24 protein-coding genes are annotated in these 25,440 nt (G+C 69.9%); 20 read left to right on the forward strand and 4 right to left on the reverse strand.

The features are described 5' to 3' along the window. Positions 1-48 precede the first annotated feature (48 nt). Positions 49-864 carry a class I SAM-dependent methyltransferase gene (locus OWR29_RS05020; RefSeq protein WP_267561292.1) on the forward strand — a complete coding sequence of 272 codons (816 nt, stop codon included), beginning with the start codon at positions 49-51 and terminating at the stop codon, positions 862-864. Here OWR29_RS05020 and OWR29_RS05025 read toward each other — a convergent pair. Continuing rightward, positions 853-1,743, reverse strand: coding sequence for an AraC family transcriptional regulator (locus OWR29_RS05025; protein ID WP_267561293.1), 891 nt, complete (start codon positions 1,741-1,743; stop codon positions 853-855). The two genes, OWR29_RS05020 and OWR29_RS05025, sit on opposite strands and share 12 nt — an antisense overlap. A gap of 111 nt (positions 1,744-1,854) precedes the next feature. On the opposite strand from OWR29_RS05025, the gene OWR29_RS05030 reads away from it, so the two are divergent. After that, on the forward strand, positions 1,855-2,628 hold the full coding sequence (locus OWR29_RS05030; RefSeq protein ID WP_267561295.1) for an SDR family NAD(P)-dependent oxidoreductase: 774 nt from the start codon (positions 1,855-1,857) through the stop codon (positions 2,626-2,628). On the opposite strand, the gene OWR29_RS05035 is transcribed toward OWR29_RS05030, so the two are convergent. Continuing rightward, a complete protein-coding gene (locus OWR29_RS05035; protein ID WP_267561882.1) occupies positions 2,625-3,572 on the reverse strand; it encodes an aldo/keto reductase in 948 nt (315 codons plus the stop codon). The genes OWR29_RS05030 and OWR29_RS05035 overlap by 4 nt on opposite strands. A gap of 186 nt (positions 3,573-3,758) precedes the next feature. Here OWR29_RS05035 and OWR29_RS05040 point away from each other — a divergent pair, with 186 nt between their 5' ends. The 3 genes from OWR29_RS05040 to OWR29_RS05050 all read left to right on the forward strand — a co-directional run bounded on the left by OWR29_RS05040 (position 3,759) and on the right by OWR29_RS05050 (position 6,418). Next, positions 3,759-5,315 (forward strand): beta-1,3-glucanase family protein, encoded by a 1,557-nt coding sequence (locus OWR29_RS05040; RefSeq protein ID WP_267561883.1) that lies wholly within the window; start codon positions 3,759-3,761, stop codon positions 5,313-5,315. Between the two features lie 63 nt (positions 5,316-5,378). Beyond that, positions 5,379-5,984, forward strand: a complete 606-nt coding sequence (locus OWR29_RS05045; RefSeq protein ID WP_267561296.1) for a Type 1 glutamine amidotransferase-like domain-containing protein — start codon at positions 5,379-5,381, stop codon at positions 5,982-5,984. After that, entirely contained in the window at positions 5,981-6,418 is a 438-nt protein-coding gene (locus tag OWR29_RS05050) for a cytidine deaminase family protein (protein WP_267561297.1), read from the forward strand. Before OWR29_RS05045 ends, OWR29_RS05050 begins: the two co-directional genes overlap by 4 nt. Here OWR29_RS05050 and OWR29_RS05055 read toward each other — a convergent pair. Both OWR29_RS05055 and OWR29_RS05060 read right to left on the reverse strand, forming a co-directional pair. Continuing rightward, complete coding sequence (locus OWR29_RS05055) at positions 6,415-7,245, reverse strand: SWIM zinc finger family protein (protein WP_267561299.1); 831 nt, start codon at positions 7,243-7,245, stop codon at positions 6,415-6,417. The two genes, OWR29_RS05050 and OWR29_RS05055, sit on opposite strands and share 4 nt — an antisense overlap. A 1-nt stretch (position 7,246) precedes the next feature. Next, positions 7,247-10,312, reverse strand: a complete 3,066-nt coding sequence (locus OWR29_RS05060; protein WP_267561300.1) for a DEAD/DEAH box helicase — start codon at positions 10,310-10,312, stop codon at positions 7,247-7,249. A gap of 110 nt (positions 10,313-10,422) precedes the next feature. Between OWR29_RS05060 and mqnC the strand changes: the two genes are divergently transcribed. From mqnC to nuoK, 15 genes are all read left to right on the forward strand, one after another. Beyond that, positions 10,423-11,664, forward strand: coding sequence for a cyclic dehypoxanthinyl futalosine synthase (gene mqnC / locus OWR29_RS05065; RefSeq protein WP_267561301.1), 1,242 nt, complete (start codon positions 10,423-10,425; stop codon positions 11,662-11,664). 319 nt (positions 11,665-11,983) lie between these two features. Then, the gene (locus OWR29_RS05070; RefSeq protein ID WP_267561302.1) at positions 11,984-12,679 is read left to right on the forward strand and encodes a demethylmenaquinone methyltransferase; all 696 of its coding nucleotides are present in this window, start codon (positions 11,984-11,986) and stop codon (positions 12,677-12,679) included. 63 nt (positions 12,680-12,742) lie between these two features. After that, complete coding sequence (locus tag OWR29_RS05075) at positions 12,743-13,012, forward strand: hypothetical protein (protein ID WP_267561304.1); 270 nt, start codon at positions 12,743-12,745, stop codon at positions 13,010-13,012. A 97-nt stretch (positions 13,013-13,109) separates the two neighbouring features. Beyond that, positions 13,110-14,405, forward strand: coding sequence for a geranylgeranyl reductase family protein (locus OWR29_RS05080; protein ID WP_267561305.1), 1,296 nt, complete (start codon positions 13,110-13,112; stop codon positions 14,403-14,405). 109 nt (positions 14,406-14,514) lie between these two features. After that, complete coding sequence (locus OWR29_RS05085; protein ID WP_267561307.1) at positions 14,515-14,880, forward strand: NADH-quinone oxidoreductase subunit A; 366 nt, start codon at positions 14,515-14,517, stop codon at positions 14,878-14,880. 6 nt (positions 14,881-14,886) lie between these two features. Next, on the forward strand, positions 14,887-15,558 hold the full coding sequence (locus tag OWR29_RS05090; RefSeq protein WP_267561309.1) for a NuoB/complex I 20 kDa subunit family protein: 672 nt from the start codon (positions 14,887-14,889) through the stop codon (positions 15,556-15,558). Further along, the gene (locus OWR29_RS05095; RefSeq protein WP_438872552.1) at positions 15,555-16,283 is read left to right on the forward strand and encodes an NADH-quinone oxidoreductase subunit C; all 729 of its coding nucleotides are present in this window, start codon (positions 15,555-15,557) and stop codon (positions 16,281-16,283) included. The genes OWR29_RS05090 and OWR29_RS05095 overlap by 4 nt, the downstream gene beginning before the upstream one ends. Then, entirely contained in the window at positions 16,280-17,605 is a 1,326-nt protein-coding gene (locus OWR29_RS05100) for an NADH-quinone oxidoreductase subunit D (protein ID WP_267561311.1), read from the forward strand. The genes OWR29_RS05095 and OWR29_RS05100 overlap by 4 nt, the downstream gene beginning before the upstream one ends. Continuing rightward, positions 17,606-18,631 (forward strand): NADH-quinone oxidoreductase subunit NuoE, encoded by a 1,026-nt coding sequence (nuoE, locus tag OWR29_RS05105; RefSeq protein ID WP_267561313.1) that lies wholly within the window; start codon positions 17,606-17,608, stop codon positions 18,629-18,631. After that, positions 18,628-19,944 carry an NADH-quinone oxidoreductase subunit NuoF gene (nuoF, locus tag OWR29_RS05110; RefSeq protein WP_267561315.1) on the forward strand — a complete coding sequence of 439 codons (1,317 nt, stop codon included), beginning with the start codon at positions 18,628-18,630 and terminating at the stop codon, positions 19,942-19,944. The genes nuoE and nuoF overlap by 4 nt, the downstream gene beginning before the upstream one ends. 1 nt (position 19,945) lies before the next feature. Next, positions 19,946-22,426, forward strand: a complete 2,481-nt coding sequence (locus OWR29_RS05115; protein WP_267561316.1) for an NADH-quinone oxidoreductase subunit G — start codon at positions 19,946-19,948, stop codon at positions 22,424-22,426. Then, positions 22,423-23,802 carry an NADH-quinone oxidoreductase subunit NuoH gene (gene nuoH, locus OWR29_RS05120; RefSeq protein ID WP_267561318.1) on the forward strand — a complete coding sequence of 460 codons (1,380 nt, stop codon included), beginning with the start codon at positions 22,423-22,425 and terminating at the stop codon, positions 23,800-23,802. The genes OWR29_RS05115 and nuoH overlap by 4 nt, the downstream gene beginning before the upstream one ends. Position 23,803: 1 nt before the next feature. Then, a complete protein-coding gene (gene nuoI, locus OWR29_RS05125) occupies positions 23,804-24,397 on the forward strand; it encodes an NADH-quinone oxidoreductase subunit NuoI (protein ID WP_267561319.1) in 594 nt (197 codons plus the stop codon). After that, positions 24,397-25,140, forward strand: a complete 744-nt coding sequence (locus OWR29_RS05130; protein ID WP_267561885.1) for an NADH-quinone oxidoreductase subunit J — start codon at positions 24,397-24,399, stop codon at positions 25,138-25,140. Before nuoI ends, OWR29_RS05130 begins: the two co-directional genes overlap by 1 nt. Beyond that, positions 25,137-25,436 carry an NADH-quinone oxidoreductase subunit NuoK gene (gene nuoK / locus OWR29_RS05135; protein ID WP_015618499.1) on the forward strand — a complete coding sequence of 100 codons (300 nt, stop codon included), beginning with the start codon at positions 25,137-25,139 and terminating at the stop codon, positions 25,434-25,436. Before OWR29_RS05130 ends, nuoK begins: the two co-directional genes overlap by 4 nt. Positions 25,437-25,440 lie beyond the last annotated feature (4 nt).

The following is a 25,440-nucleotide window of genomic DNA, read 5'->3' on the forward strand; positions in this document are numbered from 1 at the left end:
TGAGCGGGGCCCCCGGGGTTGCCGGTCCTTACTAGGATCCGACGGATCATGAGGAGTCCCGAATTCGACGGGCTGGAGCGTGCCCGGTGGGCCGGGCGCGCCGCCGCCTACGACCGCAGCTTCGCCCGTCTCTGCGCCCACCCGGCCGCCGCCCTGCTCGAGGCGGCCGGGGTGGACAAGGGCACTCGGTTGCTCGACGCGGGCACGGGCACCGGCACGGTCGCCGCGCTGGCCGCCTCGCAGGGTGCGTCGGTGCTGGCCGTGGACGCCGAACCGTCCATGCTCGACATCGCGGCCACCCGCCTGCCCGAGGGCGCCACCGTGCTGGCCACTCTGCCGGTGCTGCCGTTCCCGGCCGGGATCTTCGACGCGTCGGTGGCCAATTTCGTGGTCAACCACGTCGGCAATCCGGCGTCCGCCGTGGCCGAACTGGCCCGCGTGACCCGGCTCGGCGGACGGATCGCGCTGACCGTCTGGCCGTCCCCGCCGCCGACGGCCCAGCGCCTGTGGGGTGAGATCTTCGATGCCGCCGGTGCGGAACGGCCGTCGGGTCTGCCCCGCCTCGACCCGGGCAACGACTTCCCTCGTACGCGGGAAGGGGTCTCGGCCCTGCTCGAGGGAGCCGGCCTCATCGGGGTCACCTGCACCACCGTTTCGTGGACCCTGCACATCGATCCCGACGACTGGTGGGCCGGGCCCGCGGCCGGTCTCAGCACCGCCGGGCTGATCCTGGACCACCAGCCACCGTCCGTGGTGGACGAGGTGCGCGCGGCGTTCGACCAGGTCACCGCCCGGTATCGCGGGAGCGGCGGGATGCTCGCGCTGCCCGCCGAAGCCCTGCTGGCGGTCGGCCTAAAGAACTGACATCGCGGGTGCCGGAGCGCCTTCGCGCAGGCGGGCGGCGTCGCGGCTCGGGGGCTCGCCGAACTGGCGGCGGTACTCGCGGCTGAACTGGGACGGGCTGTCGTAGCCGACCCGCTGGCTGACGCCAGTCACGTCGTTCGGGTGGGCGGCCAGCAGCAGCCGGGCCTCCTGCAGGCGGATGCGCTTCTGGAACTGGATCGGGCTCATCGCGGTGACCGCCTGGAAGTGGCGGTGGAACGCCGAGACGCTGAGGCCGGACCGCCGGGCCAGGTCGTCGATGCGGAACGACTCCCGATAGTGGTCGCGGATCCAGCGCACGGCCTGCGCGACCTGGGTGACACTGCTGCCGGCGAGACCCGATTGGCGTACGGCGGCGCCCTGCTCACCCGTGATCAGGCGCCACAGGATCTCGCGGCGGATGAGCGGCGCCACCACCGGAATGTCACGCGGGGTCTCGAGCAGCCGCAGCATGCGGACGGCGGCGTCGATCAACTCGTCCGGGGCGTCACTGACCGCGATGGCCGACGTCGGGCCGCCGGGCTGAGGCAGTAAGCCGCGCGGCACCGTCAGCAGCAGTTCGGCTATCTCGGCCGGGTCGAGCACCAGCCCGAAGCCGATCGCCGGCGCCTCGGTGTAGTGGCCGCTCACCGGCAGGTCGACCGACGCGACCAGGTACTGGCCGGCGCGGTATTCGTAGACGCGGTCGCCCAGCGCCAGCGTCTTCGCGCCCTGGGCGATGAGGGCCAGCACGGTGCCCGACATCGAGGCCGACGACTCGTAGGCCCGGGTGGCCCGGCCGATCAGCACGCCGTCGATGGCGGTCGAGGCATCCGGCCGGGCGTGGCGGTCGAGCAGCGTACGCAATTCTTCGAGCGGCACAGCATCGAGAGTAATAGGCAAGGATCGGCGAGGCTCGTTCTACTGACCACGGGCGTGAGCTGGTGCCATGGAGAGGAGGAAACAACACCGTACGAAATGAGGGGTTGCATCATGCGAGTCGCGATCGTGCTCGGGGGCAGTTCCGGCATCGGCCAGGCGACGGCCGTCGAGCTGGCGCGGCGGGGCGTCGGCGTCATCGTGACCTACAACGGGAACCCGGCCGGCGTGCAAGAGACGGTGGCCCTGGTCGAGAAGGAGGGCGGCACGGCGATTGCGCTGCGGCTCGACATCGGCCGCACCGAGGGCTTCCCGGCGTTCCGGGACCAGGTCGTCGTCGCGCTGCGGGAGAACTGGCAGCGCGACACGTTCGACTACCTGGTCAACAACGCCGGCTTCGGCGGCAGCGCGATGTTCGCCGACACCACCGACGAACTGTTCGACCGGTTCCTGCGGGTGCTGCTCAAGGGCCCGTACTTCCTGACCCAGACGCTGCTGCCGCGGCTGGCCGACGGCGGCGCAATCGTCAACGTCAGCAGCTCGTCGGCCCTGCCCACCGGGCACGTCGACGTGGGCTACTCGGCCTACGCGACCATGAAGGGCGGGCTCAACACGCTGACCCGGTTCCTGGCCAAGGAGCTCGCGGCGCGCCGCATCCGGGTCAACGCGGTCTCGCCCGGGCCGACCCGCACGCGGCTGGCCGACGCCGACGGGGTGGTCGGCTTCGAGGCGTACCCCGAGGTCATCCCGATGCTGGCCGGGAAGACCGCGCTGGGCCGGCTGGGCGAGCCCGAGGACGTCGGCGCGGCGATCGCGAGCCTGCTCTCCGACGAGAGCCGGTGGATCACCGCGCAGAACGTCGAGGTCTCGGGCGGCTTCGACCTCTAGCGGTGGAGCAGCTCGTCGAGGGCGGCGACGTCCTCGGCGGACAGCTGCCAGGCGGCCGCGGCGGCGTTGGCGTGCACCTGCTCGGCCGTCGTGGCGCCGGCGATCACGCTGGTCACGGCGGGCCGGGCGGCGAGACCGGCGATGGCGAGGTCGAGCAGGCTGTGGCCCCGGTCGGCGGCGAAGTTCTTCAGCGCCTCGATGGTGTCCCAGTCGGCGCCGTCGATCCAGCGCTGGTAGCGGGGCAGCGACAGCCGGGTGCCCGCGGCCGGCTTCTGGTCGCGGCTGTACTTGCCGCTGAGCAGGCCCGAGTCGAGCGGGAAGAACGGCAGCAGGCCCAGCCCGAACTGCTCGCAGGCGGGCACGACCTCGGCCTCGACCTCGCGGTGGAGCAGGCTGTACTGGTTCTGGGCGCTGATGAACGGGGTGAGGTTGCCGGCCCGGGCCGTCCAGTCGGCGTCGGCGATCTGCCAGCCCGCGAAGTTCGAGTTGCCCAGGTAGCGCACCTTGCCCGAGCGCACCAGGTCGTCCAGGGCGGCCAGCGTCTCTTCGATGGGGGTCTGCGGGTCGGGGCTGTGCAGCTGGTAGAGGTCGATGTAGTCGGTCTCGAGCCGGCGCAGCGAGGCCTCGGCCGCGCGCACGATGTAGCGCCGCGAGCCGCGGGCCCCGAAGTCGTTGCCGTTCAGCCCCTCCATGTCGAGGCCGAACTTGGTCGCCACCACCACGTCGTCGCGCCGGCCCTTGAGCGCGGCGCCCAGGCATTCCTCGGAGGCGCCGTGCGGGGTGCCGTAGACGTCGGCCGTGTCGAACAGCGTGATCCCGGCGTCCAGGGCGGCGTCCACGACCTCGCGGGTGCCGTCGGCGTCGAGCTTGCGGCCGAAGTTGTTGCAGCCGATGCCCACGACCGAGACGACCAGGCCCGAGAGGCCCAGCCGGCGGTAGCTCATCTCACTCATGAGCAGAACCCTATGCCCGAAGGTGCCGACGTTTGCCCGGGACGCCACGACATCGGCCGGCATCTATTGACATAGTTCCGAAACAAAAAGGACTCTTTCCTGAGAGCGCTCTCCCCGTTCCTTCTGCGGAAGGTGTCCCCCGTGCGTACCGTCCTTCGAACTCTGGCCGCGCTGGCCATGGCCGTGCCGGCCGCGGTCGCGGTGTCCCCGCCCGCGGCCCAGGCCATCGGGCCGAACATCCTGCCCGTCACCGTTTCCAACAACACCGGCCGCGGCGACGCGGTCTACCTGTACGTCATCGGCATCCAGCTGTCGTCCGGCCGGCTCGGCTACGTCAACCAGGGCGGCACCTTCTCGCCCTGGACCGGCGGGGCGCTGCCCCCGGCGCCCGCGCCCGACGTGTCCATCCCCGGCGCCGGCAACGGTGGAAGCACCACCATCAACTTCCCGCGCGGCTTCTCGGGCCGGGTGTACTTCTCGCTGGGCGAGAAGCTGAAGTTTTTCCTCACCCCGGACGGGCTGGTGCAGCCGGCGCCGTGGGCGGGCGGGGACGCCAACGCGAACACCCTGTTCGACTGGAGCGAGTTCACCTACAACGACGCCGGACTGTGGCTCAACAGCTCGCAGGTCGACATGTTCGCCGTGCCGCACGCGGTGTCGGTGACCGGGGCCTCGGGCGCCTCGAAGCGCACGGGTGACCTGGTCGCGAACGGCCGGGACAACGTGATCAACACGCTCCGCGGGGCGTCGGGCTGGGCCAACACCGTGCGTACGCGGTCGGACGGCACAGTTCTGCGGGTGCTCGCGCCGGGCAAGGCAGCGGGCGCGGGGCTGCTGAGCACCACCTACCTGGACCCGTACATCTCGTCGGCCTGGAACGCGTACACGGGAAAGACCTTGACCGTCGTCCCGTTCGGCGACCAGCCCAACACGAAGTACTTCGGCCGCACCTCGGGCAACGTCATGCGCTTCACCAATTCGGCGGGCGCGCAGGTGGCCCAGTTCAACCGCCCGTCGTCGGCCTCTGTGTGGGGCTGCGACGGTGATCTGCCGGCTCCCAACGACCAGGTCGTCGGACCGATTTCCCGTACGTTGTGCGCCGCGCTCAACCGCGGCACGCTCGGCACGATCGACACCCAGCCGAGCACCAACGCGGCCGACTTCTACAAGAGCAACCCGACCAACGTGTACGCCAAGGCGATCCACGCCAACATGCAGGACGGCAAGGCCTACGCGTTCGCCTTCGACGACGTCGGCGCCTTCGAGTCGCTGGTGCACGACGGCGACCCGCGCTCGGCCGGCATCCACCTGACCCCGTTCACCGGGGGCGGCGGCCCGTCCAACCCCCAGCCGACCGGCGTCTCGGTGATCAGCTCGCTGAACAACAAGTGCATCGACGTGCCGAGCAGCAACTTCGTCGACAGCGCGCCGCTGCAGATGTGGACCTGCAACAACTCGGGCGCCCAGAAGTGGACCTTCACCGGCGGCACCCTGCAGGCCGGCGGCAAGTGCATGGACGTGCAGGCCGCGGGCACCGCCAACGGCACGCCGATCCAGCTCTACACCTGCAACGGCACGGCGGCCCAGCAGTTCGTGCTGAGCGGCGCCGGCGACCTGGTCAACCCCCAGGCCAACCGGTGCGTCGACATCAAGGAAGTGAACCAGAACGACGGCGCCCGCCTGCACCTGTGGGACTGCGTCGGCGCCAGCAACCAGAAGTGGCGCAAGGGCTGACCGCCTAGTGGTTTCGTCGCGGACCGGTTGGGGCCGGTCCGCGACGAGCATTACGTTGGTCGCGTGATCTTTCTGGGCGGCGGCGGCAGCGAACACGACGAGGCGCGGCTCTGGGATGAGGTCTTCCGGCCCGGGGCCCGCCTCGCTGTATGGCCTGAAGCCATGCCGCGTCCACAGTGGCCGGCGACGTTGTCCTGGTTTCGCCAGGCGTTGGCGCCGCGCGGCGAGTTCACCTTCGCCGACGCCCTGGCCGATGCGGACGTGCTGGTCATACCCGGCGGAAACACGTTCGATCTGCTTCATGCCGTGCGCGGCCGGCTGGGCGAGCTGCCGGCTTTCCTGGCGCGCGGCGGTCACGTGTACGGCGGCAGCGCGGGCGCCATCCTGCTGGGCGCCGACATCGCGATCGCCGGCGTCCTCGACCCGAACGACGTCGGGCTTACCGACACCACGGGCGCCGACCTGCTCTCCGGCTTCGTGATCCTGCCGCACTACACCGTCGGGCAGGAAGTCGGCACCCATGCGCCCGTTGTGGCGATCCCCGAAACCGCCGGCGTCATCGTCGACGGCGTCCAGGCTCGCAACGCCGGCCCGTCGCCCGTCCACGTCATCACGGCCGGCGCCGTCACTGCTTATGCCGCAGGAGAGACCTTTACGCTCGGCGCGTGAAGATCCCCACGCGTGACCTCACCGCGGACGACCTCGAGCTGATCGCCTTCGCGCAGAAGATCGTCGACGAGAACACCGACGGCGAGGACGGCATCCATACGATGGGCGCCGCCGTCCGGGGCGCCGACCGGCGGATGTACGGCGGCATCAACCTCTACCACTTCACCGGTGGGCCGTGCGCCGAACTGGTGGCGCTCGGTCACGCCCGGGCCTCGGGGGCTCGGGAGCTGACGACGATCGTGGCGGTCGGCAACTACGGGCGCGGGCCCATCGACCCGTGCGGCCGTGACCGTCAGATCCTGTTTGACTACCACCCGGGCATCCGGGTCATCCTGCCCACGGCCGACGGCGTCCGCAGCGTGGCCGTCACCGACCTGATGCCGCTGGCCGGGCGGTGGAGCCCCGAGGCCGGCGCGCAGCCCTTCGCCGGCTAGGCGTCGGGTGGGGTGGCCAGGTCTCGGTAGGCCGGGCGGAGCAGGTCGACCAGGGGGATGTGGCGGACCCGGACCGGTGGGGCGTCGAGAGCTCGGAGCAGCAGTTCGGGCGGGGCGGTGACGCGGGACGGGCGCTCGCGCAGGCGGCTCAGGCTGATCGCCGGGGTGTAGAAGTCGGCAAGGTGAGCCTCCAATGGGGACTCATCTACAGCCAGCGGGTCGATCGGCGGGGCCGGTTCGGCGGTGCCGCGCAGGGCGTCGAGCAGGACGTCGCGTTCGCGGCCGCGCCAGGCCAGGATCAGGAACGGGTCGTCGTCGAACGCCTCGGCCAGCACATAGAGCACCGCGGAGCCGTGCTTGCAGGGCACGCTCCAGTCTGGACAGCTGCACCTGATGTCGAGGCGTTCCGGGAACAGTGGCGCCTCGTGGGCCGTGAACAGGTCGACGATCTCGTGCGGCATTTCGCCCGCCAGCAAGGCCGCTCGGTAGAGCGCCTGTGATCCGAGGGCTTCGGTCAACTCCGTCCACTGTGTTTCGCCGAATGCGGCGATCTCGATCGTCACCTCGTACGGCAGGGGGCGGGAACCCTGCACCCGGCCGGTGACCCGCCCGGGGGAAAGCGCGAAATCCATCACCTGGCCCTTGCGCGCGTAGGCGCGGCCGCGGGCGAGCCGGCCGCCGTCGCAGATCTGCTCGAGCACGTCGACGAAGCGGCGCGACCACCATTGCTCGCCGATCTTGCCGCGCTTGGCCCGGACGGCGATGCCGCCCTCGACCTCGATCGCCTTGCCGCCCTCGAAAAACCGTTCGTTCTGGTCGATCGGCATGTCAGCGCACCGCCGCGGGGTCGAGCGCGAACAACTCGCGCAGCTGGTCGGTGTTCAGGTCGGTGATCCAGTCCTCGCCGGTGCCGACGACCGACGAGGCCAGCGCCTTCTTGCGCTCGATCATCGCGTCGATCTTCTCTTCCAGCGTGCCGGTGCAGATGAACTTGCGGACCTGCACGTTGCGCGACTGTCCGATGCGGAATGCGCGGTCGGTCGCCTGATCCTCGACGGCCGGGTTCCACCACCGGTCGAAGTGGACGACGTGGTTGGCCGCGGTGAGGTTGAGGCCGGTGCCGGCCGCCTTGAGCGACAGCAGGAACAGCATCGGCTCGTCGTCGGTCTGGAAGCGGTCGACCAGTTCGTCGCGCTTGGCCTTCGACAGTCCACCATGGAGCCATAGCACCGGCCGGTCGGTGTGGGCCGCCAGATACGGCTGCAGCAGCGAGCCCCACTCGGCGTACTGCGTGAAGATCAAGGCCTTGTCGCCGTCCTCGATGATCTCCTCGGCCAGCTCCTCGAGGCGGGCCAGCTTGCCCGAGCGTGCGGGTAGGCGCGAGCCGTCCTTGAGCAGGTGGGCCGGGTGGTTGCAGACCTGCTTGAGCTTGGTCATCGCGGCCAGCACGTTGCCCCGGCGCTGGATGCCCTCGCTGCCTTCGATCTCGTCCATCATGTCTTCGACCACGGCCTGATAAAGCGTCGCCTGCTCGGGGGTGAGCGTGCACCAGACCTTCATCTCGTTCTTCTCGGGCAGGTCCGAGATGATGGTCTTGTCGGTCTTGAGCCGGCGCAGGACGAACGGGCCGGTGGCCCGCTTGAGCGCGGCCGCGGCGTCCTCGTCCTGGCGCACCTCGATCGGCTCCTGGAAGCGGCGGCGGAACCGTTTGGCCGGGCCGAGCAGGCCGGGGTTGCAGAAGTCCATGATGGACCACAGTTCGGCCAGGTGATTCTCGACGGGTGTGCCGGTGAGGGCGAGACGGGTGCGGGCCGGCACCGCGCGGACGGCCTGCGCCTGCCGGGTGCCGCTGTTCTTGATGGCCTGCGCCTCGTCACACACGACGCGTCCCCAGTGGACGTTGCGTAACGTCTCCAAGTCTCGGACCGCGGTGCCGTACGTGGTGACGACGAGATCCGCGTTGGCAACGGCCGCGTCGAAGTCGGCGCCGCGTTGCCGGGTGCCGCCGTGGTGCACGTAGACCCGAAGGCTCGGCGCGAACTTGCCCGCCTCTTTGAACCAGTTGCTGACCAGCGACATAGGACAGATGAGCAGGGTCGGCGCGACATCGGGCGGCTGAAGGAACTCGGGCACGTCTGCATCCACAGTGGAGACGCGCTCGGCCAGGAGCAGCGAGAGGGTCTGTGCCGTCTTGCCCAGGCCCATGTCGTCGGCCAGGATGCCGCCCAGCCCCAGGCGCGACAAGAAGTGCAGCCAGGAAAGACCGCGTTCCTGGTACGGACGGAGAGTGCCCTGGAAGGCCGGCGGCGTGGGCACCAGCGCCAGCCGCTCAGCGGCCTGGCCGGAGAGCAGATCGCCCAGCATGCCGTCGGCGTCGACCTCGACCAGGGGCAGGTCTTCCTCACCGCCGTCGACGACCTGTTGCAGCACCTCGCCCGCGGTCAGCTCGCCGTCGCGGCGCCGGCCGACGGCCTTGAGCGCCGCTTTCAGCTGCCGGTCGTCGAGTTCGACCCACTGCCCGCGCACGCGGACCAGTGGCACCTTGAGCCGGGCCAGCTCGGCCAGTTCCTCGGCGGTGACCTCGCTGTCGCCGATGATCAAGTCGATCTTGAAGCTGACGATCTCGTCCAGCCCGAAGCCGGAATCGGCCACCGCCCGCGACGACGAGCCGCGGGACTTGGAACGGGTGGTCAGCTTGAGCCCGACCCCCTTGCGCCCGGCCCAGGCCGGCAGCTGCACGCCGAAGCCGGCCGCCTGCAGCAGCGGCGCCGCCTGCCGCAGGAACTCGTGCGCCTCGGAAGTGTCGATCTTTAAGCCGGTCGGCTGCTGGTCGCGCAGCGCCACGTGCAGCAGCCGGAACAGCCGCACGGCCCGGCCCAGCCCGGCCAGCAGCACCTCGTCCGGCCGCGACGGCAGACCGGGGAACGATCCGCCGTCCCACACGTCGGTGGCCGGCAGATAGAGGCTCGGGTCCTCGGCCGACTGCAGCGCGAACTCCAGCCGCCACATGTCGGTCTCGGGCTCCGGCTCGAACAGCCGGAAGCTGACCCGGATCGGGCCGTTGGCCTCGTGCGCGGCGTGCAGCCAGTCGTCGAGGGCCGACCGGAGTTCCCGTTCCTCTTCGGGCCGGGCGCCGGGCAGCGTGGGGTCGTCCGCCGTGAGGGCGGCGATCCATCGGTCGGGAAGCGGGGCCTTGGGGCCGGCGCGGTGCCCGATCAGGATGCGTTCCGGCATGACGGTCCGCGCGGCCCCGTCGACCAGCGAGTCGAGCGCGTCGCCCAGGGTGGCGGAGACTCCGGCGCCGGTTGCGCGGACGACCGCGGGCATGGCGGTGGCGAAGTCGCGATAGGTGGCGGCGTCGGCGCCGGTGACCACCGGTCGCCAGCGGGCGGTGGCCAGGCCGGACTCGGTGACCAGCTGGGGGAGCATCCGGCCGCGGCGGGCCAGGTCGCAGGCGTGGCCGGCCAGGACGCCGAGGTAGCGCAAGGACGAGCCCGGCAGCCACACGCCGGCCGGGTCGCCGTCGGACAGGACGCTCAGGGCCGACAGAGCTGCCTCGCCGGGCAGCAGGAGGACCGGCACCTCCCAGGTGTCGAGCCGAGCGCCGCGGGTGGCCGCCTCGGCGCCGGTGTCGGGCGAGGGGTGCGGCCCGCGGGCGGAACCGGGCAGCTGAAGCGGCAGTGCTCCGACGTCGGCTTTGACCACTTCACTCCGGACGTCATCGGAAGTTTCGGTCAAAGCGGCCAGCAGGGTTTCGCCGGTCACCGCGAACGGATGCGGGCGCTGCCGTGCGCGAGACGAAGTGGTGAGGGGCAGCGAGACGTCCTCGGCCCAGAGCGCGAGCTGACCCGGCCGGCCCGCGCCCGGCAGCCAGCCGCCATGCACGACGAGCACCTTCACCCCCTGAAAGAACCCATCGAGAGTAGCGACGCGCCACCCGAAGTGCTCATTGCCACGCGACCGGCCGCCTGACGACCGCGGGGAGGGGACGTAATGTCGACGGTGTGACGGCGAACCCGGAGATCGACAGCATCCTGCAGCGAGCCGCCGACGGCGGGCGGATCACGCCCGAGGAGGCGCTGCTCATCTACACGGAGGCGCCCTTCCACGCGCTGGGCGAGGCCGCCGACGCTGTCCGCCGCCGGCGCCACCCGGACGGGATCGTCACGTACCTGATCGACCGCAACATCAACTACACGAACGTCTGCGTGACGGCCTGCAAGTTCTGCGCCTTCTTCCGTGCCCCCAAGCACAAAGAGGGCTGGTCGCACCCGATGGAAGAGATCCTGCACCGCTGCGGCGAGGCGATCGACCTCGGCGCCACCCAGGTGATGCTGCAGGGCGGCCACCACCCCGAGTTCGGCGTGGAGTACTACGAGAACCTGTTCTCGTCGGTTAAGCAGGCCTACCCGCAGCTGGCCATCCACTCGATCGGCCCGAGCGAGATCCTGCACATGGCCAAGGTCTCGGGCGTCTCGATCGAAGAGGCGATCATCCGGATCAAGGCGGCCGGGCTCGACTCGATCGCCGGGGCCGGGGCCGAGATGCTGCCCGACCGGCCGCGCAAGGCGATCGCCCCCCTCAAAGAGAGCGGCGCCCGCTGGCTCGAGGTGATGGCGGTCGCGCACCGCAACGGCCTGTCGTCGACGGCCACCATGATGATGGGCACGGGCGAGACGCACACCGAGCGCATCGAGCACATCCGCATGATCCGCGACGTGCAGGACCTGGCCGTGGCCAACGGCTACCGCGACGACGCTGTGGAGACCAGCCACGCGGTCGGGGGCTTCCGGGCCTTCATCCCCTGGACCTACCAGCCCGAGAACAACCACCTCAAGGGCCGCACCCAGGCCACGACCATGGAATACCTGCGCTTCCTGGCCATGTCGCGGCTGTTCTTCGACAACGTCTCGCACCTGCAGGCGTCCTGGCTCACCACGGGCAAAGAGGTCGGCCAGCTCTCGCTGCACATCGGCGTCGACGACCTGGGCTCGATCATGCTGGAAGAGAACGTGATCTCGTCGGCCGGCGCCCGGCACCGGTCCAACCTGCACGAGCTGATCTGGATGATCCGCACCGGTGACCGCATCCCGGCCCAGCGCGACACGCTCTACCGCCACCTGGCCGTGCACCACACGCCGGCCGACGACCCCACCGACGACCGCGTGGTCTCGCACTTCTCATCGATCGCGATGCCCGGCGGCGGCGCCGGACGCACCCAGCTCCCGCTGGTCGAAGCGTCCTGACAGCCAGTCGCGGTTGACCGTTCGGTCAGGTGCCCCTCCCCGAATCGGCGAGGGCGGGTTGCTCCTCGATAACGAGGAGCGTGAACCTCTGTTGCCGGTGTTGCACGCCTGGTTACGTTGCCTGCGTAACACCGAGGAACTTCATCGTCGGGACCTGATAGCCCGGTGATGGCAGCGGACCCGACCGATGGCGGTCGTATATATAACGCACAAGGAACGGGCGGGATGGGTCACCATCCCGCCCGATCTGTATGCCGGCCTTCAGTCGGGTTCAGGGTGGTGGGCGGGGCGGTCGGATGGGGGTGAGAGGCTTGTGGGCGTGACGCGCGCAGACCTGGACAAGCAGCCGCACGAGGTCGCCGAGATGTTCGACGGCGTGGCCGAGCGGTACGACCTGACCAACACGGTGCTCTCGTTCGGGCAGGACCGGGGATGGCGGCGGGCCACGCGGGCGGCGCTGGGCCTGCGCCCGGGGGAGAGGGTGCTCGACGTCGGCGCCGGCACCGGAATCTCCACCGAGGAGCTGAGCCGGTCGGGCGCGTACGCGGTGGGGGCCGACCTCTCGACCGGCATGCTGCGGGCCGGCCGCCGGGCGGGACGGCAGGTGCCACTGGTCGCCGGGGACGCGCTGAAGCTGCCGTTCGCCGACGAGACGTTCGACGCGGTGACCATCTCGTTCGCGCTGCGCAACGTGGTGGACGTCGAGGGGGCGTTGCGCGAGCTGGCCCGGATCACCCGGCCCGGCGGGCGGCTGGTGGTCTGCGAGTTCAGCCACCCCACCCTCGCGCCCTTCCACACCGTCTACATGCAGTACGTCATGCGCTCGCTACCGGCGGTGGCCCGCAGCGTGTCGAGCAACCCCGAGGCGTACGTGTACCTGGCCGAGTCGATCCGCGCCTGGCCCGACCAGCAGGCCCTGGCCGCCCGCATCGCCACCGCCGGGCCGTGGAGCCGGGTCGGCTGGCGCAACCTGACCGGCGGCATCGTCGCTTTGCACCGCGCTACGAAGATCTGAGCCATAAGAGTGTAAAAGCGGGCTTTGGCCCCGAAACGCGCCGAACGCTGCTTCGCTCGATGTATGACGACGTTCGGGCAACTCGAAGACACCGACATCGACATCGCGATCGACGAGAGCGACGCCGGCGAGCGCCGCGGCATGGAGCTGGCCACCCGCCTCCGCCTGGTCGCCGCGCAGGACCCCGATCTGGCCCAGGAGCTGGTCGACAGCCTGATCGTGGCCCTCGACAAGGCCATGGAGGGCAACTTCCGCGACTACCTGGAGGGTGAGGCCCGCACCGCGGCGGACAGAGTTCTCGCACAGGGCAATTCACCCAGCCGAAATAGTTAGGGTTCCCTTACCGGAACGACCTTCGATGGCCGTCCTAGACTCCGACTTGGGCTGCTTGTGAACTGTTTCACGAGCCGCTGCGAGACGGAGGTGTGGTGTGCGCAACCAAGTACCATCCGGGCTCATCGCCGACGAGGCTGATGTCATCGTCGTCGGGGCCGGTCCGGGCGGCTCAGCGGCGGCTTATCACCTGGCACGGCACGGACTCAGAGTCCTGTTGCTGGAGAAAACCGAATTCCCGCGCGAGAAGGTCTGCGGCGACGGGCTGACCCCGCGCGCCGTCCGCCAGCTGGTGCGGATGGGCATCGACACCTCGGAAAAGGCCGGCTGGCTACAGAACAAGGGCTTGCGGGTGATCGGCGGCGGCGTCCGCCTCGAGCTCGACTGGCCTGACCTGGCCAGTTTCCCCAGCTACGGCCTGGTCCGCACCCGCCTCGACTTCGATGACATGCTCGCCCGGCGGGCCGTCGAGGCCGGCGTCCTCCTGCGCACCGGCGTCAACGTGACCGGCCCGGTGCTCGACGAGGACGGCCACGCGATCGGCGTCGAGGCCAAGACCGGCCCCGAGAAAGAGGTCGTGCAGTTCCGGGCGCCGCTGGTCATCGCGGCCGACGGCGTCTCGGGCAAGCTGCCGATCGCGATGGGCCTGACCAAGCGCGACGACCGCCCGCTCGGCGTGGCCGTCCGGCGCTACTACCAGTCGCCGGTCCGCGCCGACGACGACTATCTCGAGTCGTGGCTCGAGCTGCGCAGCGCCAGCGACCGCGACCGCCTGCTCCCCGGGTACGGCTGGATCTTCGGCCTGGGTGACGGCCGGGTCAACGTGGGCCTGGGCATCCTCAACAGCTCGAGCGCCTTCGGCAAGACCAACTACCGCGCGATGCTCACCGACTGGCTGGCCGGGACGCCGGCCGACTGGGGGCTGCGCGACGAGGCCAACGCGGACGGGCCGATCCTGGGCGCCGCGCTGCCGATGGGCTTCAACCGGGTTCCGCACTACACCCGCGGCCTGATGCTGGTGGGCGACTCGGGCGGCATGGTCAACCCGATGAACGGCGAGGGCATCGCGTACGCCATGGAGAGCGGCGAGCTGGCGGCCGAGGTGGCCGTCCAGGCGCTCGCCCGGCCCGCCGGCCCCGACCGCGAGCGGGCTCTGCGGGCGTACCCCACGGAACTCAGTCTCCGGTTCGGCGGCTATTACCGCCTCGGTGGCGTATTCGTGAAGTTGATCGGCAACCCTCAGATCATGCGGATCGCCACCAAGCACGGCATGCCGCACCCGACGCTGATGCGGTTCGTTCTGAAGCTGCTGGCCAACCTCACCGACCCGCGCGGCGGTGACGCGATGGACCGGGTGATCAACGGTCTGACGAAGGTGGCGCCTGCCGTATGAACACCCCGCGTGAAACTAGGTTAAAACGGACTAATAGTGTGCACGAGCTGAGCTTGCCCGCAGCGGAAAACCGAAAGAAACCAAATCGGGTACTCGAGCAGGAGATCTCATGACGGTCAACCCATACGTCCCGATCGTCGGGTTGCTGATCCTCGGCGCGCTCTTCGCGTTGTTCTCGGTGTCGATCGCGCCGATCGTCGGCCCGCATCGCTACAACCGGGCCAAACTGGACGCCTACGAGTGCGGCATCGAGCCGGCGCCGCAGCCGGTCGGGGGCGGCCGCTTCCCGGTCAAGTTCTATCTGACCGCGATGCTCTTCATCATCTTCGACATCGAGACCATCTTCCTCTACCCGTGGGCCGTCTCCTTCGGAGCGCTCGGCCTCTTCGGATTCATCGAGATGGTCCTCTTCATCGTCACCGTCTTCATCGCCTACACGTACGTGTGGCGGCGCGGCGGACTCAACTGGGACTGATGCGCCATGGGTATCGAAGAGAAACTCCCCGCTGGAATCCTGCTCACCTCCGTCGAGAAGGTCTCGAACTGGGCCCGTAAGTCCTCGTTCTGGGGCGCCACGTTCGGCCTGGCCTGCTGCGCCATCGAGATGATGGCGGCCGGCGGACCGCACTACGACCTGGGCCGCTGGGGCATGGAGGTCTTCCGGGCCTCGCCCCGCCAGGCCGACCTGATGATCGTGGCGGGCCGGGTGAGCCAGAAGATGGCCCCGGTCGTGCGCCAGATCTACGACCAGATGCCCGAGCCGCGCTCGGTGATCTCGATGGGCGTGTGCGCCTCGTCGGGCGGCATGTTCAACAACTACGCGATCGTGCAGGGCGTCGACCACATCGTCCCGGTCGACATCTACCTGCCCGGCTGCCCGCCGCGGCCCGAGATGCTGATCGACGCCATCCTCAAGATGCGCGAGAAGGTCATGGCCCAGCCGCTCGGCCCGAACGGGCGCAAGATGCTCGAGGCGCGCAAGGCCGAGGGCAAGGTGCCGGTGGTGGCGCCGGGCGCGATGCCGTCGTCGTACCGGGTCGACAAGGCCCGGCGCGCGGAATGGACGCAGGCGGTCAAGGAAGGCCGCGAGGAACAGCTGCGCATCGAGAACTGGATGAAGCTGCAGCCGCACCTCCGGGAGGAGGGCAAGTGACCATCGAACCCAACGAGTCCACCACCGAGGGCGTGCCGGTCAAGGCCGAACCGGTCGGCGCCGACATCGACGCGCCGGCCCAGGTGCCCTCGAGCCCGCGCAAGGGCATGTTCGGCATCACCGGCACCGGTGACGTCTCCGGCTTCGGTGGCCTGGTCCGCCGGCACCCCGAGGTCGTCGGCACCCCCAAGCCGTACGGCGGGTACTTCGACGAAGTCACCGACGCGCTGGAAGAGGCGTACCCGGGCTTCGCCGACGCCATCGAGAAGGTCGTCGTCGACCGCGGCGAGCTGACCCTGCACATCAAGCCCGAACGGATCCTCGAGGTCGCGCAGATCATGCGGGACGACGAGTCGCTGCGCTTCGAGCTGTGCTCCTCGGTGTCCGGCGTGGACTACCTGAACAGCGACGCCCGCCGGCTGCACGTGACCTACCACCTGACGTCGATGACGTTCCGGCGGCGGGTGCGCCTCGAGGCGGCCGTCCCGGCCGGTGGCAGCCTGCCCAGCGTCACCAGCGTCTACCCGACCGCCGACTGGCAGGAGCGGGAGACGTACGACATGTTCGGGGTCATCTTCACCGGCCACCCCAACCTGACCCGGGTGCTCATGCCGGACGACTGGGAGGGCTTCCCGCAGCGCAAGGACTACCCGCTCGGCGGCGTGCCCGTCGAGTACAAGGGCGCCGAGATTCCGCCTCCTGACCAGCGGAGGGTCTACCAATGACACAGTCCGGATACGCCAGCGAACGAGAGACCACCGAGGGCCGCGTCTTCACGGTCACCGGCGGCGACTGGGACACCGTCACCGGCAGTGTCGACCCGCTGAGCAACGAGAAGATCGTCGTCAACATGGGCCCGCAGCACCCGTCCACGCACGGCGTGCTGCGGCTGGTGCTCGAGCTCGAGGGCGAGACGGTCACCGACGTCCGCCCGGTCGTCGGCTACCTGCACACCGGCATCGAGAAGAACCTCGAGTACCGGAACTGGACGCAGGGCACCACCTTCGTGACCCGCGCCGACTACCTGGCGCCGCTGTTCAACGAGGCCGGCTACTGCCTCGCGGTCGAGAAGCTGCTCGGCATCACCGACGACATCACCGAGCGGGCCAACACGATCCGGGTGCTCTTCATGGAGCTCAACCGGATCTCGTCGCACCTGGTGTGGCTGGCCACCACGGGCATGGAGCTCGGCGCCATCTCGATGATGCTCTACGGCTTCCGCGAGCGTGAGTACATCCTCGACATCTTCGAGGAGACCAGCGGCCTGCGGATGAACCACGCGTACTTCCGCCCGGGCGGCGTCGCGCAGGACATCCCCGAGTCGGCGATCAAGAAGATCAGGGACTTCCTGGTCTACCTGCCCAAGAAGCTCAAGGAATACGAGGACATGCTCTCCGGCCAGGTCATCTGGCAGGAGCGCACGCAGGGCGTGGCCGTCCTGGACGTCACCGGCTGCCTGGCCCTGGGCGTCACCGGCCCGGTGCTGCGCGCGTCCGGCCTGGCCTGGGACCTGCGCAAGACGATGCCGTACTGCGGGTACGAGAACTACGAGTTCGACGTGCCGACCGCCACCACGGCCGACGTCTGGGGCCGCTATCAGGTACGCCTGGCCGAGATCCGCGAGTCGCTGAAGATCGTCGAGCAGGCTCTGGACAAGCTGCGGCCGGGCCCGATCTTCATCAGCGACAAGAAGATCGCCTGGCCCGCGCAGCTGGCCGTCGGCCTCGACGGCATGGGCAACTCGCTCGAGCACGTGGCCAAGATCATGGGCCAGTCGATGGAGTCGCTCATCCACCACTTCAAGCTCGTCACCGAGGGCTTCCGGGTGCCGCCGGGACAGGTCTACGTCTCGATCGAGCACCCTCGGGGCGAGCTGGGCGTGCACGCCGTCTCGGACGGTGGCACCCATCCGTACCGGGTCCACATGCGGGACCCGAGCTTCGTGAACCTGCAGGCCATTCCCGCGATGGCCGAAGGTGCGCTGCTGGCCGACGTGATCGCCGGCGGCGCGTCCCTGGACCCCGTGATGGGTGGGTGTGACCGCTAAATGACCAACACCGAGGTGGAATTCTCTCCCGCCGCCGCTCCTCTGGCCCAGCGTCTGCTGCCGGCCGCGCTCGAGATCATCGCGCGCTACCCGGCCGACCGCAGCCGCTCGGCGCTGCTGCCCCTGCTGCACCTCGTGCAGACCGAGGAGGGGCACGTCAGCCCGAACGGCGTGGCCTTCTGCGCCGAGGTGCTGGGCATCAACAAGGCCCAGGTCGGCGCCGTCGCCACGTTCTACACGATGTACAAGCGCCGCCCGACCGGCGAATACCTGGTCAGCGTGTGCACCAACACGCTGTGCAACGTGCTGGGCGGCCAAGAGGTCTACGACCAGCTCTCCGAGCACCTGGGCGTCGGTCACGACGAGACCACCGGCGACGGCCGCATCACGCTGGAGCACGCCGAGTGCCTGGCCGCCTGCGACTACGCGCCGGTGGTGACGGTCAACTACGACTTCGCCATCGACGAGGCCACGCCGGACACGGCGATCGGGCTGGTAGAGAAGCTGCGCGCCGGTGAGCGGCCCACGCCCAGCCGGGGCGCGCGGATCTGCTCGCTCAAAGAGATGCAGACCCAGCTGGCCGGTTTCGCCGACCCCCGCGAGGGTGCGGTGGCCGACGGCCTGGCCGGGGCCCCGACGCTGCGCGGCGTGACGCTGGCCCAGGAGCACGGTGTCGCGGTGCCCGACTTCAACCTGGACACGCCGATCACGAAGACCAAGCCGTCTCCCCGTGAGGAGAACAAGGGCAAGGTCGCCACCGTGGTCGACAAGGTCAAGAGCGCGGTCAGCAGCGTCACCCCCGGCCACGCCGGCAAGACCACGCGGGCCGGCGACGTCAAGGACCCCCAGACCCGTACGGCCGAGCAGCGCAACCCCGACGCGAGCACACCGGACAAGACCGGGACGGCCGACGAGAAGAAGCCCGTGCCGTCGAACCCGGCCGAGGCCGCTGGGACGTCCTCCAACCAGCCTGCCGGCGACGGCAAGCCCGCCGGGGACACCGCCCGAACCGAGGAGGCGAAGTGACTCAGCCGCGGCGTGAGATCCTGCAGAAGCTGACCCCCGTCCTCACCAAGCGCTGGCTGTCGCCGGATGCCTGGAAGATGGACGTCTACGAGCGGCTCGACGGCTACGCGGCGCTCCGCAAGGCCCTCGACGTGCACCCCGACGATCTGATCCAGCTGATCAAGGACTCGGGTCTGCGCGGCCGCGGCGGCGCCGGCTTCCCGACCGGTCTCAAGTGGGGCTTCATCCCGCAGGGCGACGGCAAGCCGCACTACCTCGTCATCAACGCCGACGAGGGCGAGCCCGGCACCTGCAAAGACCTGCCCCTGATGACGTACGACCCGCACTCGCTGATCGAAGGGGCGATCATCGCCTCGTACGCGATCCGCGCCAGCCGGGCCTTCATCTACATCCGCGGCGAGGCCGTCCACGCGGCCCGCCGCCTGCGCAACGCCGTGGCCGAGGCCAAGGCCAAGGGCTACCTGGGCGAGAACATCCTGGGCTCGGGCTTCGACCTGGAACTGGTCGTGCACAGCGGGGCCGGCGCCTACATCTGCGGTGAAGAGACGGCACTGCTCGACTCGCTCGAGGGCTTCCGCGGCCAGCCCCGGCTGCGCCCGCCGTTCCCGGCCATCGCGGGCCTGTACGCCAGCCCCACGGTGGTCAACAACGTCGGCACGATCGCCTCGGTGCCGTACATCGTGCTCGGCGGGGCCGACTGGTGGAAGAGCATGGGCACGGAGAAGTCGTCCGGCCCGATGATCTATTCGCTCTCCGGCCGCATCGCCAACCCCGGCCAGTACGAGTGCGGCCTGGGCATCACGCTGCGGGAGCTCATCGAGCTGGCCGGCGGCATGAAGCCCGGGCACACGCTGAAGTTCTGGACGCCCGGCGGCTCGTCGACGCCGCTGCTGACGGCCGAGCACATCGACACCGCGATGGACTTCGAGGGCGTCGCCGCGGCCGGCTCCATCCTGGGCACCACGGCCATGCAGATCTTCAGCGACCAGGACTGCCCGGTCTACGCGACCTGGCGGTGGCTCGAGTTCTACCACCACGAGTCGTGCGGCAAGTGCACCCCGTGCCGCGAGGGCAACTACTGGATGGTGCGGACCTACCGCCGGATCCTCTCCGGCGAGGGCACGTACGCCGACCTGGACACCCTGCAGGACACGGCCGACAACATCTTCGGCCGGTCGTTCTGCGGCCTCGGCGACGGCGCCGCGACCCCGGTGATGTCCACGCTCAAGTTCTTCCGCCAGGACTACCTGGACTACATCGAGGGCCGGACCGCTCCGCGGCTGTCCGCCAAGGCCCTGGTTGGAGCGCACTGACATGACCGACGTCGCCAAGAAGGTCGACACCGTCACCCTCACCATCGACGGGATCGAAGTCACCGCCGAGAAGGGCGAGCTCGTCATCCGGGTCGCCGAGCGGATGGGCATCGCGATCCCGCGGTTCTGCGACCACCCGCTGCTGGCCCCGGCCGGCGCCTGCCGCCAGTGCCTGGTCGACATCGAGGGCCAGCGCAAGCCGGTCGCCTCGTGCACCCAGACGGTGGCCGAGGGCATGGTGGTCAAGACCCAGCTCACGTCCGAGGTCGCCGCCAAGGCGCAGGGCGGCGTGATGGAACTGCTGCTGGCCAACCACCCGCTGGACTGCCCGACCTGCGACAAGGGCGGCGAGTGCCCCCTGCAGAACCAGGCGATGACCAACGGGCGGGCCGACTCGCGCTTCAAGGAGCACAAGCGCGAGTACGAGAAGCCGATCCACATCTCCAGCCAGGTGCTGCTCGACCGTGAGCGCTGCATTCTCTGCCAGCGCTGCACCCGGTTCTCCGAAGAGATCGCGGGCGACAAGTTCATCGACCTGATGGACCGCTCGTCCGGCGAGCAGATCAACGTCTACCGCGACGACTTCTTCGGCGGCCGGGGCACCGGTGACGGGCAGGCCGGCGAGGGCGAGGGCGACGTTCCCTTCAACTCGTACTTCTCGGGCAACACGATCCAGATCTGCCCGGTGGGCGCGCTCACCGGCGAGCAGTACCGGTTCCGGGCCCGCCCGTTCGACCTGGTCTCGACGCCGACCGCCTGCGAGCACTGCGCGGCCGGCTGCTCGATGCGGGCCGACCACCGCCGGGGCAAGGTGCTGCGCCGACTGGCCGGCGACGACCCGGCGGTCAACGAGGAGTGGAACTGCGACAAGGGCCGCTGGGGCTTCCAGTACCAGACCGCCAACGACCGGATCATGACGCCGCTGCTGCGCGACGCCGCGACCGGTGAGCTGCGGGAGGCGTCCTGGAGCGAGGCCCTGCTGGCGGCGGCCGAGGGGCTGACGGCGGCGCGGGGCAACGGCGGCGTCGGGGTGCTGGCCGGGGGCCGGCTCACGGTGGAGGACGCGTACGCGTACGCGAAATTCGCCCGGGTCGCCCTGGGCACCAACGACGTCGACTTCCGGGCCCGCCCGCTCAGCGCCGAGGAGGCCGACTTCCTGGCGTCCTCGGTGGCCGGGGTCTCCGACGTCACGTACGAGGATGTCGAGAACGCGCCCTCGGCGGTGATCGTCGGGCTCGAGCCCGAGGAGGAGTGCCCGATCCTCTTCCTGCGCCTGCGCAAGGGCCACAACCGCAAGAAGCTGCAGGTCACGGCCGTGGCGCCGTTCCTGTCGCGGGGCTTCGAGAAGCTGGGCGCGGCCCTCGTGGCGGCGGCGCCCGGCGACGAGGCCCGGCTGCTGGCCGGCGACCCGGCGGTCGCCGCCGCGCTCGCCGTGCCCGGCGCCCTGCTGATCGTGGGCGAGCGCCTGGCCACCGTGCCCGGCGGTCTCTCGGCGGCGGCCGCGCTGGCGGCCCGCACCGGCGCCCGCCTCGCGTGGGTGCCCCGCCGGGCCGGTGACCGCGGCGCCATCGACGCCGGCTGCCTGCCCAACCTGCTGCCCGGTGGCCGTCCGGTCGGCGATCCGGCCGCCCGGGCCGAGATCTCGCTGGCCTGGGACACCGAGGCGGGCGCGCTGCCCAGCGCGCCCGGCCGGGACACCGACGGCATCGTCGCGGCGGCGGCGGCCGGTCAGCTCGGCGGCCTGCTGGTCGCCGGCGTCGACCCGGCCGACCTGGCCGACCCGCGGCTGGCCGAGCAGGCGCTCGACGCGGCCGGCTTCGTGGTCAGCCTCGAGCTGCGGCACAGCGCGGTGACCCGCCGCGCGAATGTCATCCTGCCGGTCGCTCCGGCGGCCGAGAAGTCGGGCACCTACCTGAACTGGGAGGGCCGGCTGCGGTCCTTCGAGACGGTGCTGCGGACGACGGCGATGACCGACGGCCGCGTGCTCGAGGCCATCGCCGCCCTGATGAACGTCACGCTGGGAACCGGCGACGTCATGGCGATCCGCCGGGAGCTCGGCACCATGCCGGCGACCCGCTCGGCCCGCCCGGTGGCCCCCGCGGTCGCCGCGGTCGCGCTGCCCGAGCCCGGCGAGCACGAGGCCGTGCTGGCCACCTGGCGTCAGGCGATCGACCAGGGCTCGCTGCTCGACGGCGACGACGTGCTGGCCGGCACCGCCCGGCCGCCGGTCGTGCGGATCGGCAAGGAGCTGGCCCGCTCGCTCGGCGTTATCGACGGGGACGCGGTCACCGTCGGCGCCGACCGCGGCGCTGTCACCCTGCCGGTTCTGGTCACCGACCTGACGCCGGGCACGGTGTGGCTGCCCACCAACTCGCCCGGCTCGACCGTCGGTCGCAGCCTCGGCGTCACCGCGGGTGCGGTCGTCCGGCTCTCCGCCGGTAAGGCCGGTCCGATCCTCGCCTCGTCGGAGGTCACCGCATGAACACGTCGATCCTGGCGGCCCACGCCGTCGATCCGACGCTGCAGACGTTCGAGAACGACGTCTGGTGGATCTCGCTGATCAAGCTGTTCGGCGTGTTCGTCCTGCTGCTCCTGTTGACGCTCTTCACGATCAACTACGAGCGCAAGGTCGTGGCCCGGATGGCGGTCCGGCCCGGCCCCAACCAGGTCGGGCCCAAGGGCTGGCTGCAGAGCCTCACCGACGGCGTGAAGCTGCCGTTCAAGGAAGAGATCATCCCGAAGACGGCCGACAAGGTCGTGTACTTCATCGCGCCGGTCATCTCGGCCACGGTGGCGTTCACGGCGTTCTCGGTGATCCCGTTCGGCGGTGTGGTCAACATGTTCGGCCACCAGACGGCCCTGCAGCTCACCGATGTGCCGGTCTCGGTTCTGGTGCTGCTGGCCTGCTCGTCGATGGCCGTCTACGGCGTGGTGCTGGCCGGCTGGGCCTCGGGTTCGACATACCCGCTGCTCGGTGGCCTGCGTTCGAGTGCGCAGATGATCTCGTACGAGGTCGCGATGGGTCTTTCGATCGTGGCGGTCTTCATGACGGCCGGGTCGATGAGCACGTCGCAGATCGTGGCCGCCCAGGCCCACGGCAACCCGATCAACATCTTCGGGTGGGAGGCGACGACCCCCAGCTGGTACGCGGTGCTGCTGCTGCCGAGCTTCATCATCTACTGCATCGCGGCCGTCGGTGAGACCAACCGCGCCCCGTTCGACCTGCCCGAGGCGGAGTCCGAGCTGGTCGGCGGTTTCCACACCGAGTACTCGTCGTTCAAGTTCGCGCTGTTCTTCCTGGCCGAGTACATCAACATGATCACCGTCTCGGCCTTCGCCACCACGCTGTTCCTCGGCGGCTGGCGGGCGCCCTGGCCGATCACCTGGTTCTGGGAGGGCGCGAACTCCGGCTACTTCGCGCTGATCTGGTTCTTCGCCAAGGTGCTGCTGCTGCTCTTCGGCTTCATCTGGCTGCGGGCCACGCTGCCCCGCATGCGCTACGACCAGTTCATGCGCTTCGGCTGGAAGGTCCTCATCCCGGTCAACCTGGTCTGGATCCTCTTCCTGAGCTACGTCAAGGTCGCCAACAACGAGCTGTCGCAGCAGGCCAAGTGGTTCTCGATCGTCGGCATCGTGGTCGTGATCCTGCTGATCGCCATGCTCTGGCCGGCCGCCCGCAAGCCACGGCAACTCTCCATCGAGGAGGAGCTGGCCTCCCGACCACCGGGCAGCTTCCCCGTACCACCGATGGACCTGCAGGTTCCCCCCAGTCCACGGGCCCGCCGGGCCGTGGCCGAGCGTGCCCCGGCCACTGTCGGCGCCGACTCCTTGCCCGACGAAGAAAACAAGGAGGTGTGACGTGGGTACGTTCACCGGCTCGTTCAAGGGCTTCGGGGTGACCTTCGCGCACATGTTCCGCAAGGTCATCACGACCGACTACCCGTTCACGCCGCCGACGCCGGCCCCGCGCTACCACGGCCGGCACATCCTCAACCGGCACCCGGACGGCCTGGAGAAGTGCATCGGCTGCGAGCTGTGCGCCTGGGCCTGCCCGGCCGACGCGATCTACGTCGAGGGCGCCAACAACACCGACGAGCAGCGGTTCTCGCCGGGTGAGCGCTACGCCGGCATCTACCAGATCAACTACGCCCGCTGCATCTTCTGCGGGCTCTGCATCGAGGCCTGCCCGACCCGCTCGCTCACCATGAGCAACGAGTACGAGCTGGCCCGCGACAGCCGGCAAGACCTGATCTTCACGAAGAAGGAGCTGCTGGCCCCGCTGCTGCCGGGCATGGAGCAGCCGCCGCACCCGATGCGCCTGGGCGACACCGACAAGGACTACTACGTCGGCGCTCTGACCAACCCGGGCACCTCGGTCGGCGCCGAGCGCGCGCCCTGGGCCACCAACGAGGCCGAGGACGCCACGGGCCCGGCCTCGAAGGAGGCCGTGTGATGGACCACGTGTCCACCGGCGAGGCCGTCGCCTTCTGGATTCTCGGCTCGCTCGCCGTCATCGGGGCGCTGGGCATGGTGCTGGCCCGCAACGCGGTCCACTCCGCCCTCTGGCTCGTCGTGACGATGCTCTGCCTGGGCTTCCTGTACGTGGTCAACGCGGCGCCGTTCCTGGGCGCGGTGCAGATCATCGTCTACACCGGCGCGATCATGATGCTGTTCCTGTTCGTGCTCATGCTGGTCGGCCGGGACGCTTCGGACTCGCTGATCGAGACGTTGCGCGGCCAGCGGGTGGCCGCGATCCTGCTCGGCGTCGGCTTCGCCGCGCTGATCGGCACCGGCCTGGCCCGCTCGCTGGGCGACACCACGGCGGTCGGGCTGACCGACGCCAACGCCAACGGCAACGTGCAGGGCCTGGCGTCGCTGCTGTTCACCCGGTACGTGTTCGCCTTCGAGGTCACCTCGGCCCTGCTGATCACGGCCGCGGTCGGCGCGATGATCCTGGCCCACGTCGAGCGGGCCAAGGCCGACATCGCCGACCAGGTGACTCGGATGAAGGAGCGCTTCCGGCCGGGCAACTACCCGGGCGCCAAGGCCGGTCCGGGCGTCTACGCCAACACCATGTCGGTCGCCGCGCCCGCGCGGCTGCCGGACGGCAACGGCTCCGAGCGCAGCATCTCCCCGATCCTGCCCGTCCGTGAACTCACCGCGGATGAGGCGGCTCCGAAGGGAACGGACAAGTGACCCCCGACTACTACCTCGTACTAGCGGCGATTCTGTTCACCATCGGCGCCGCCGGGGTGCTCGTCCGCCGCAACGCCATTGTGCTGTTCATGTGCATCGAGCTCATGCTCAACGCCGCGAACCTCGCGCTGGTCACCTTCAGCCGCATCAACGGCAGCCTGGACGGCCAGATCATCTCGTTCTTCGTGATGGTCGTCGCGGCGGCCGAGGTTGTGGTGGGGCTCGCGATCATCATGTCGATCTTCCGTACGCGACGCTCCGCGAGCGTCGACGACGCGAACCTTCTGAAGTACTAAAGGG

The organism is Paractinoplanes pyxinae, assembly GCF_026626335.1.
Lineage (GTDB): Bacteria > Actinomycetota > Actinomycetes > Mycobacteriales > Micromonosporaceae > Actinoplanes > Actinoplanes pyxinae.

Bases quoted from the DNA above. Each gene is read 5' to 3' on its own strand.
- OWR29_RS05020 (WP_267561292.1), top strand. From the start codon at position 49: ATGAGGAGTCCCGAATTCGACGGGCTGGAGCGTGCCCGGTGGGCCGGG.
- OWR29_RS05030 (WP_267561295.1), top strand. From the start codon at position 1,855: ATGCGAGTCGCGATCGTGCTCGGGGGCAGTTCCGGCATCGGCCAGGCG.
- OWR29_RS05035 (WP_267561882.1), bottom strand. From the start codon at position 3,572: ATGAGCTACCGCCGGCTGGGCCTCTCGGGCCTGGTCGTCTCGGTCGTG.
- OWR29_RS05040 (WP_267561883.1), top strand. From the start codon at position 3,759: ATGGCCGTGCCGGCCGCGGTCGCGGTGTCCCCGCCCGCGGCCCAGGCC.
- OWR29_RS05055 (WP_267561299.1), bottom strand. From the start codon at position 7,245: ATGCCGATCGACCAGAACGAACGGTTTTTCGAGGGCGGCAAGGCGATC.
- OWR29_RS05075 (WP_267561304.1), top strand. From the start codon at position 12,743: ATGACGACGTTCGGGCAACTCGAAGACACCGACATCGACATCGCGATC.
- OWR29_RS05085 (WP_267561307.1), top strand. From the start codon at position 14,515: ATGACGGTCAACCCATACGTCCCGATCGTCGGGTTGCTGATCCTCGGC.
- OWR29_RS05090 (WP_267561309.1), top strand. From the start codon at position 14,887: ATGGGTATCGAAGAGAAACTCCCCGCTGGAATCCTGCTCACCTCCGTC.
- OWR29_RS05100 (WP_267561311.1), top strand. From the start codon at position 16,280: ATGACACAGTCCGGATACGCCAGCGAACGAGAGACCACCGAGGGCCGC.
- nuoE (WP_267561313.1), top strand. From the start codon at position 17,606: ATGACCAACACCGAGGTGGAATTCTCTCCCGCCGCCGCTCCTCTGGCC.
- OWR29_RS05115 (WP_267561316.1), top strand. From the start codon at position 19,946: ATGACCGACGTCGCCAAGAAGGTCGACACCGTCACCCTCACCATCGAC.
- nuoH (WP_267561318.1), top strand. From the start codon at position 22,423: ATGAACACGTCGATCCTGGCGGCCCACGCCGTCGATCCGACGCTGCAG.
- OWR29_RS05130 (WP_267561885.1), top strand. From the start codon at position 24,397: ATGGACCACGTGTCCACCGGCGAGGCCGTCGCCTTCTGGATTCTCGGC.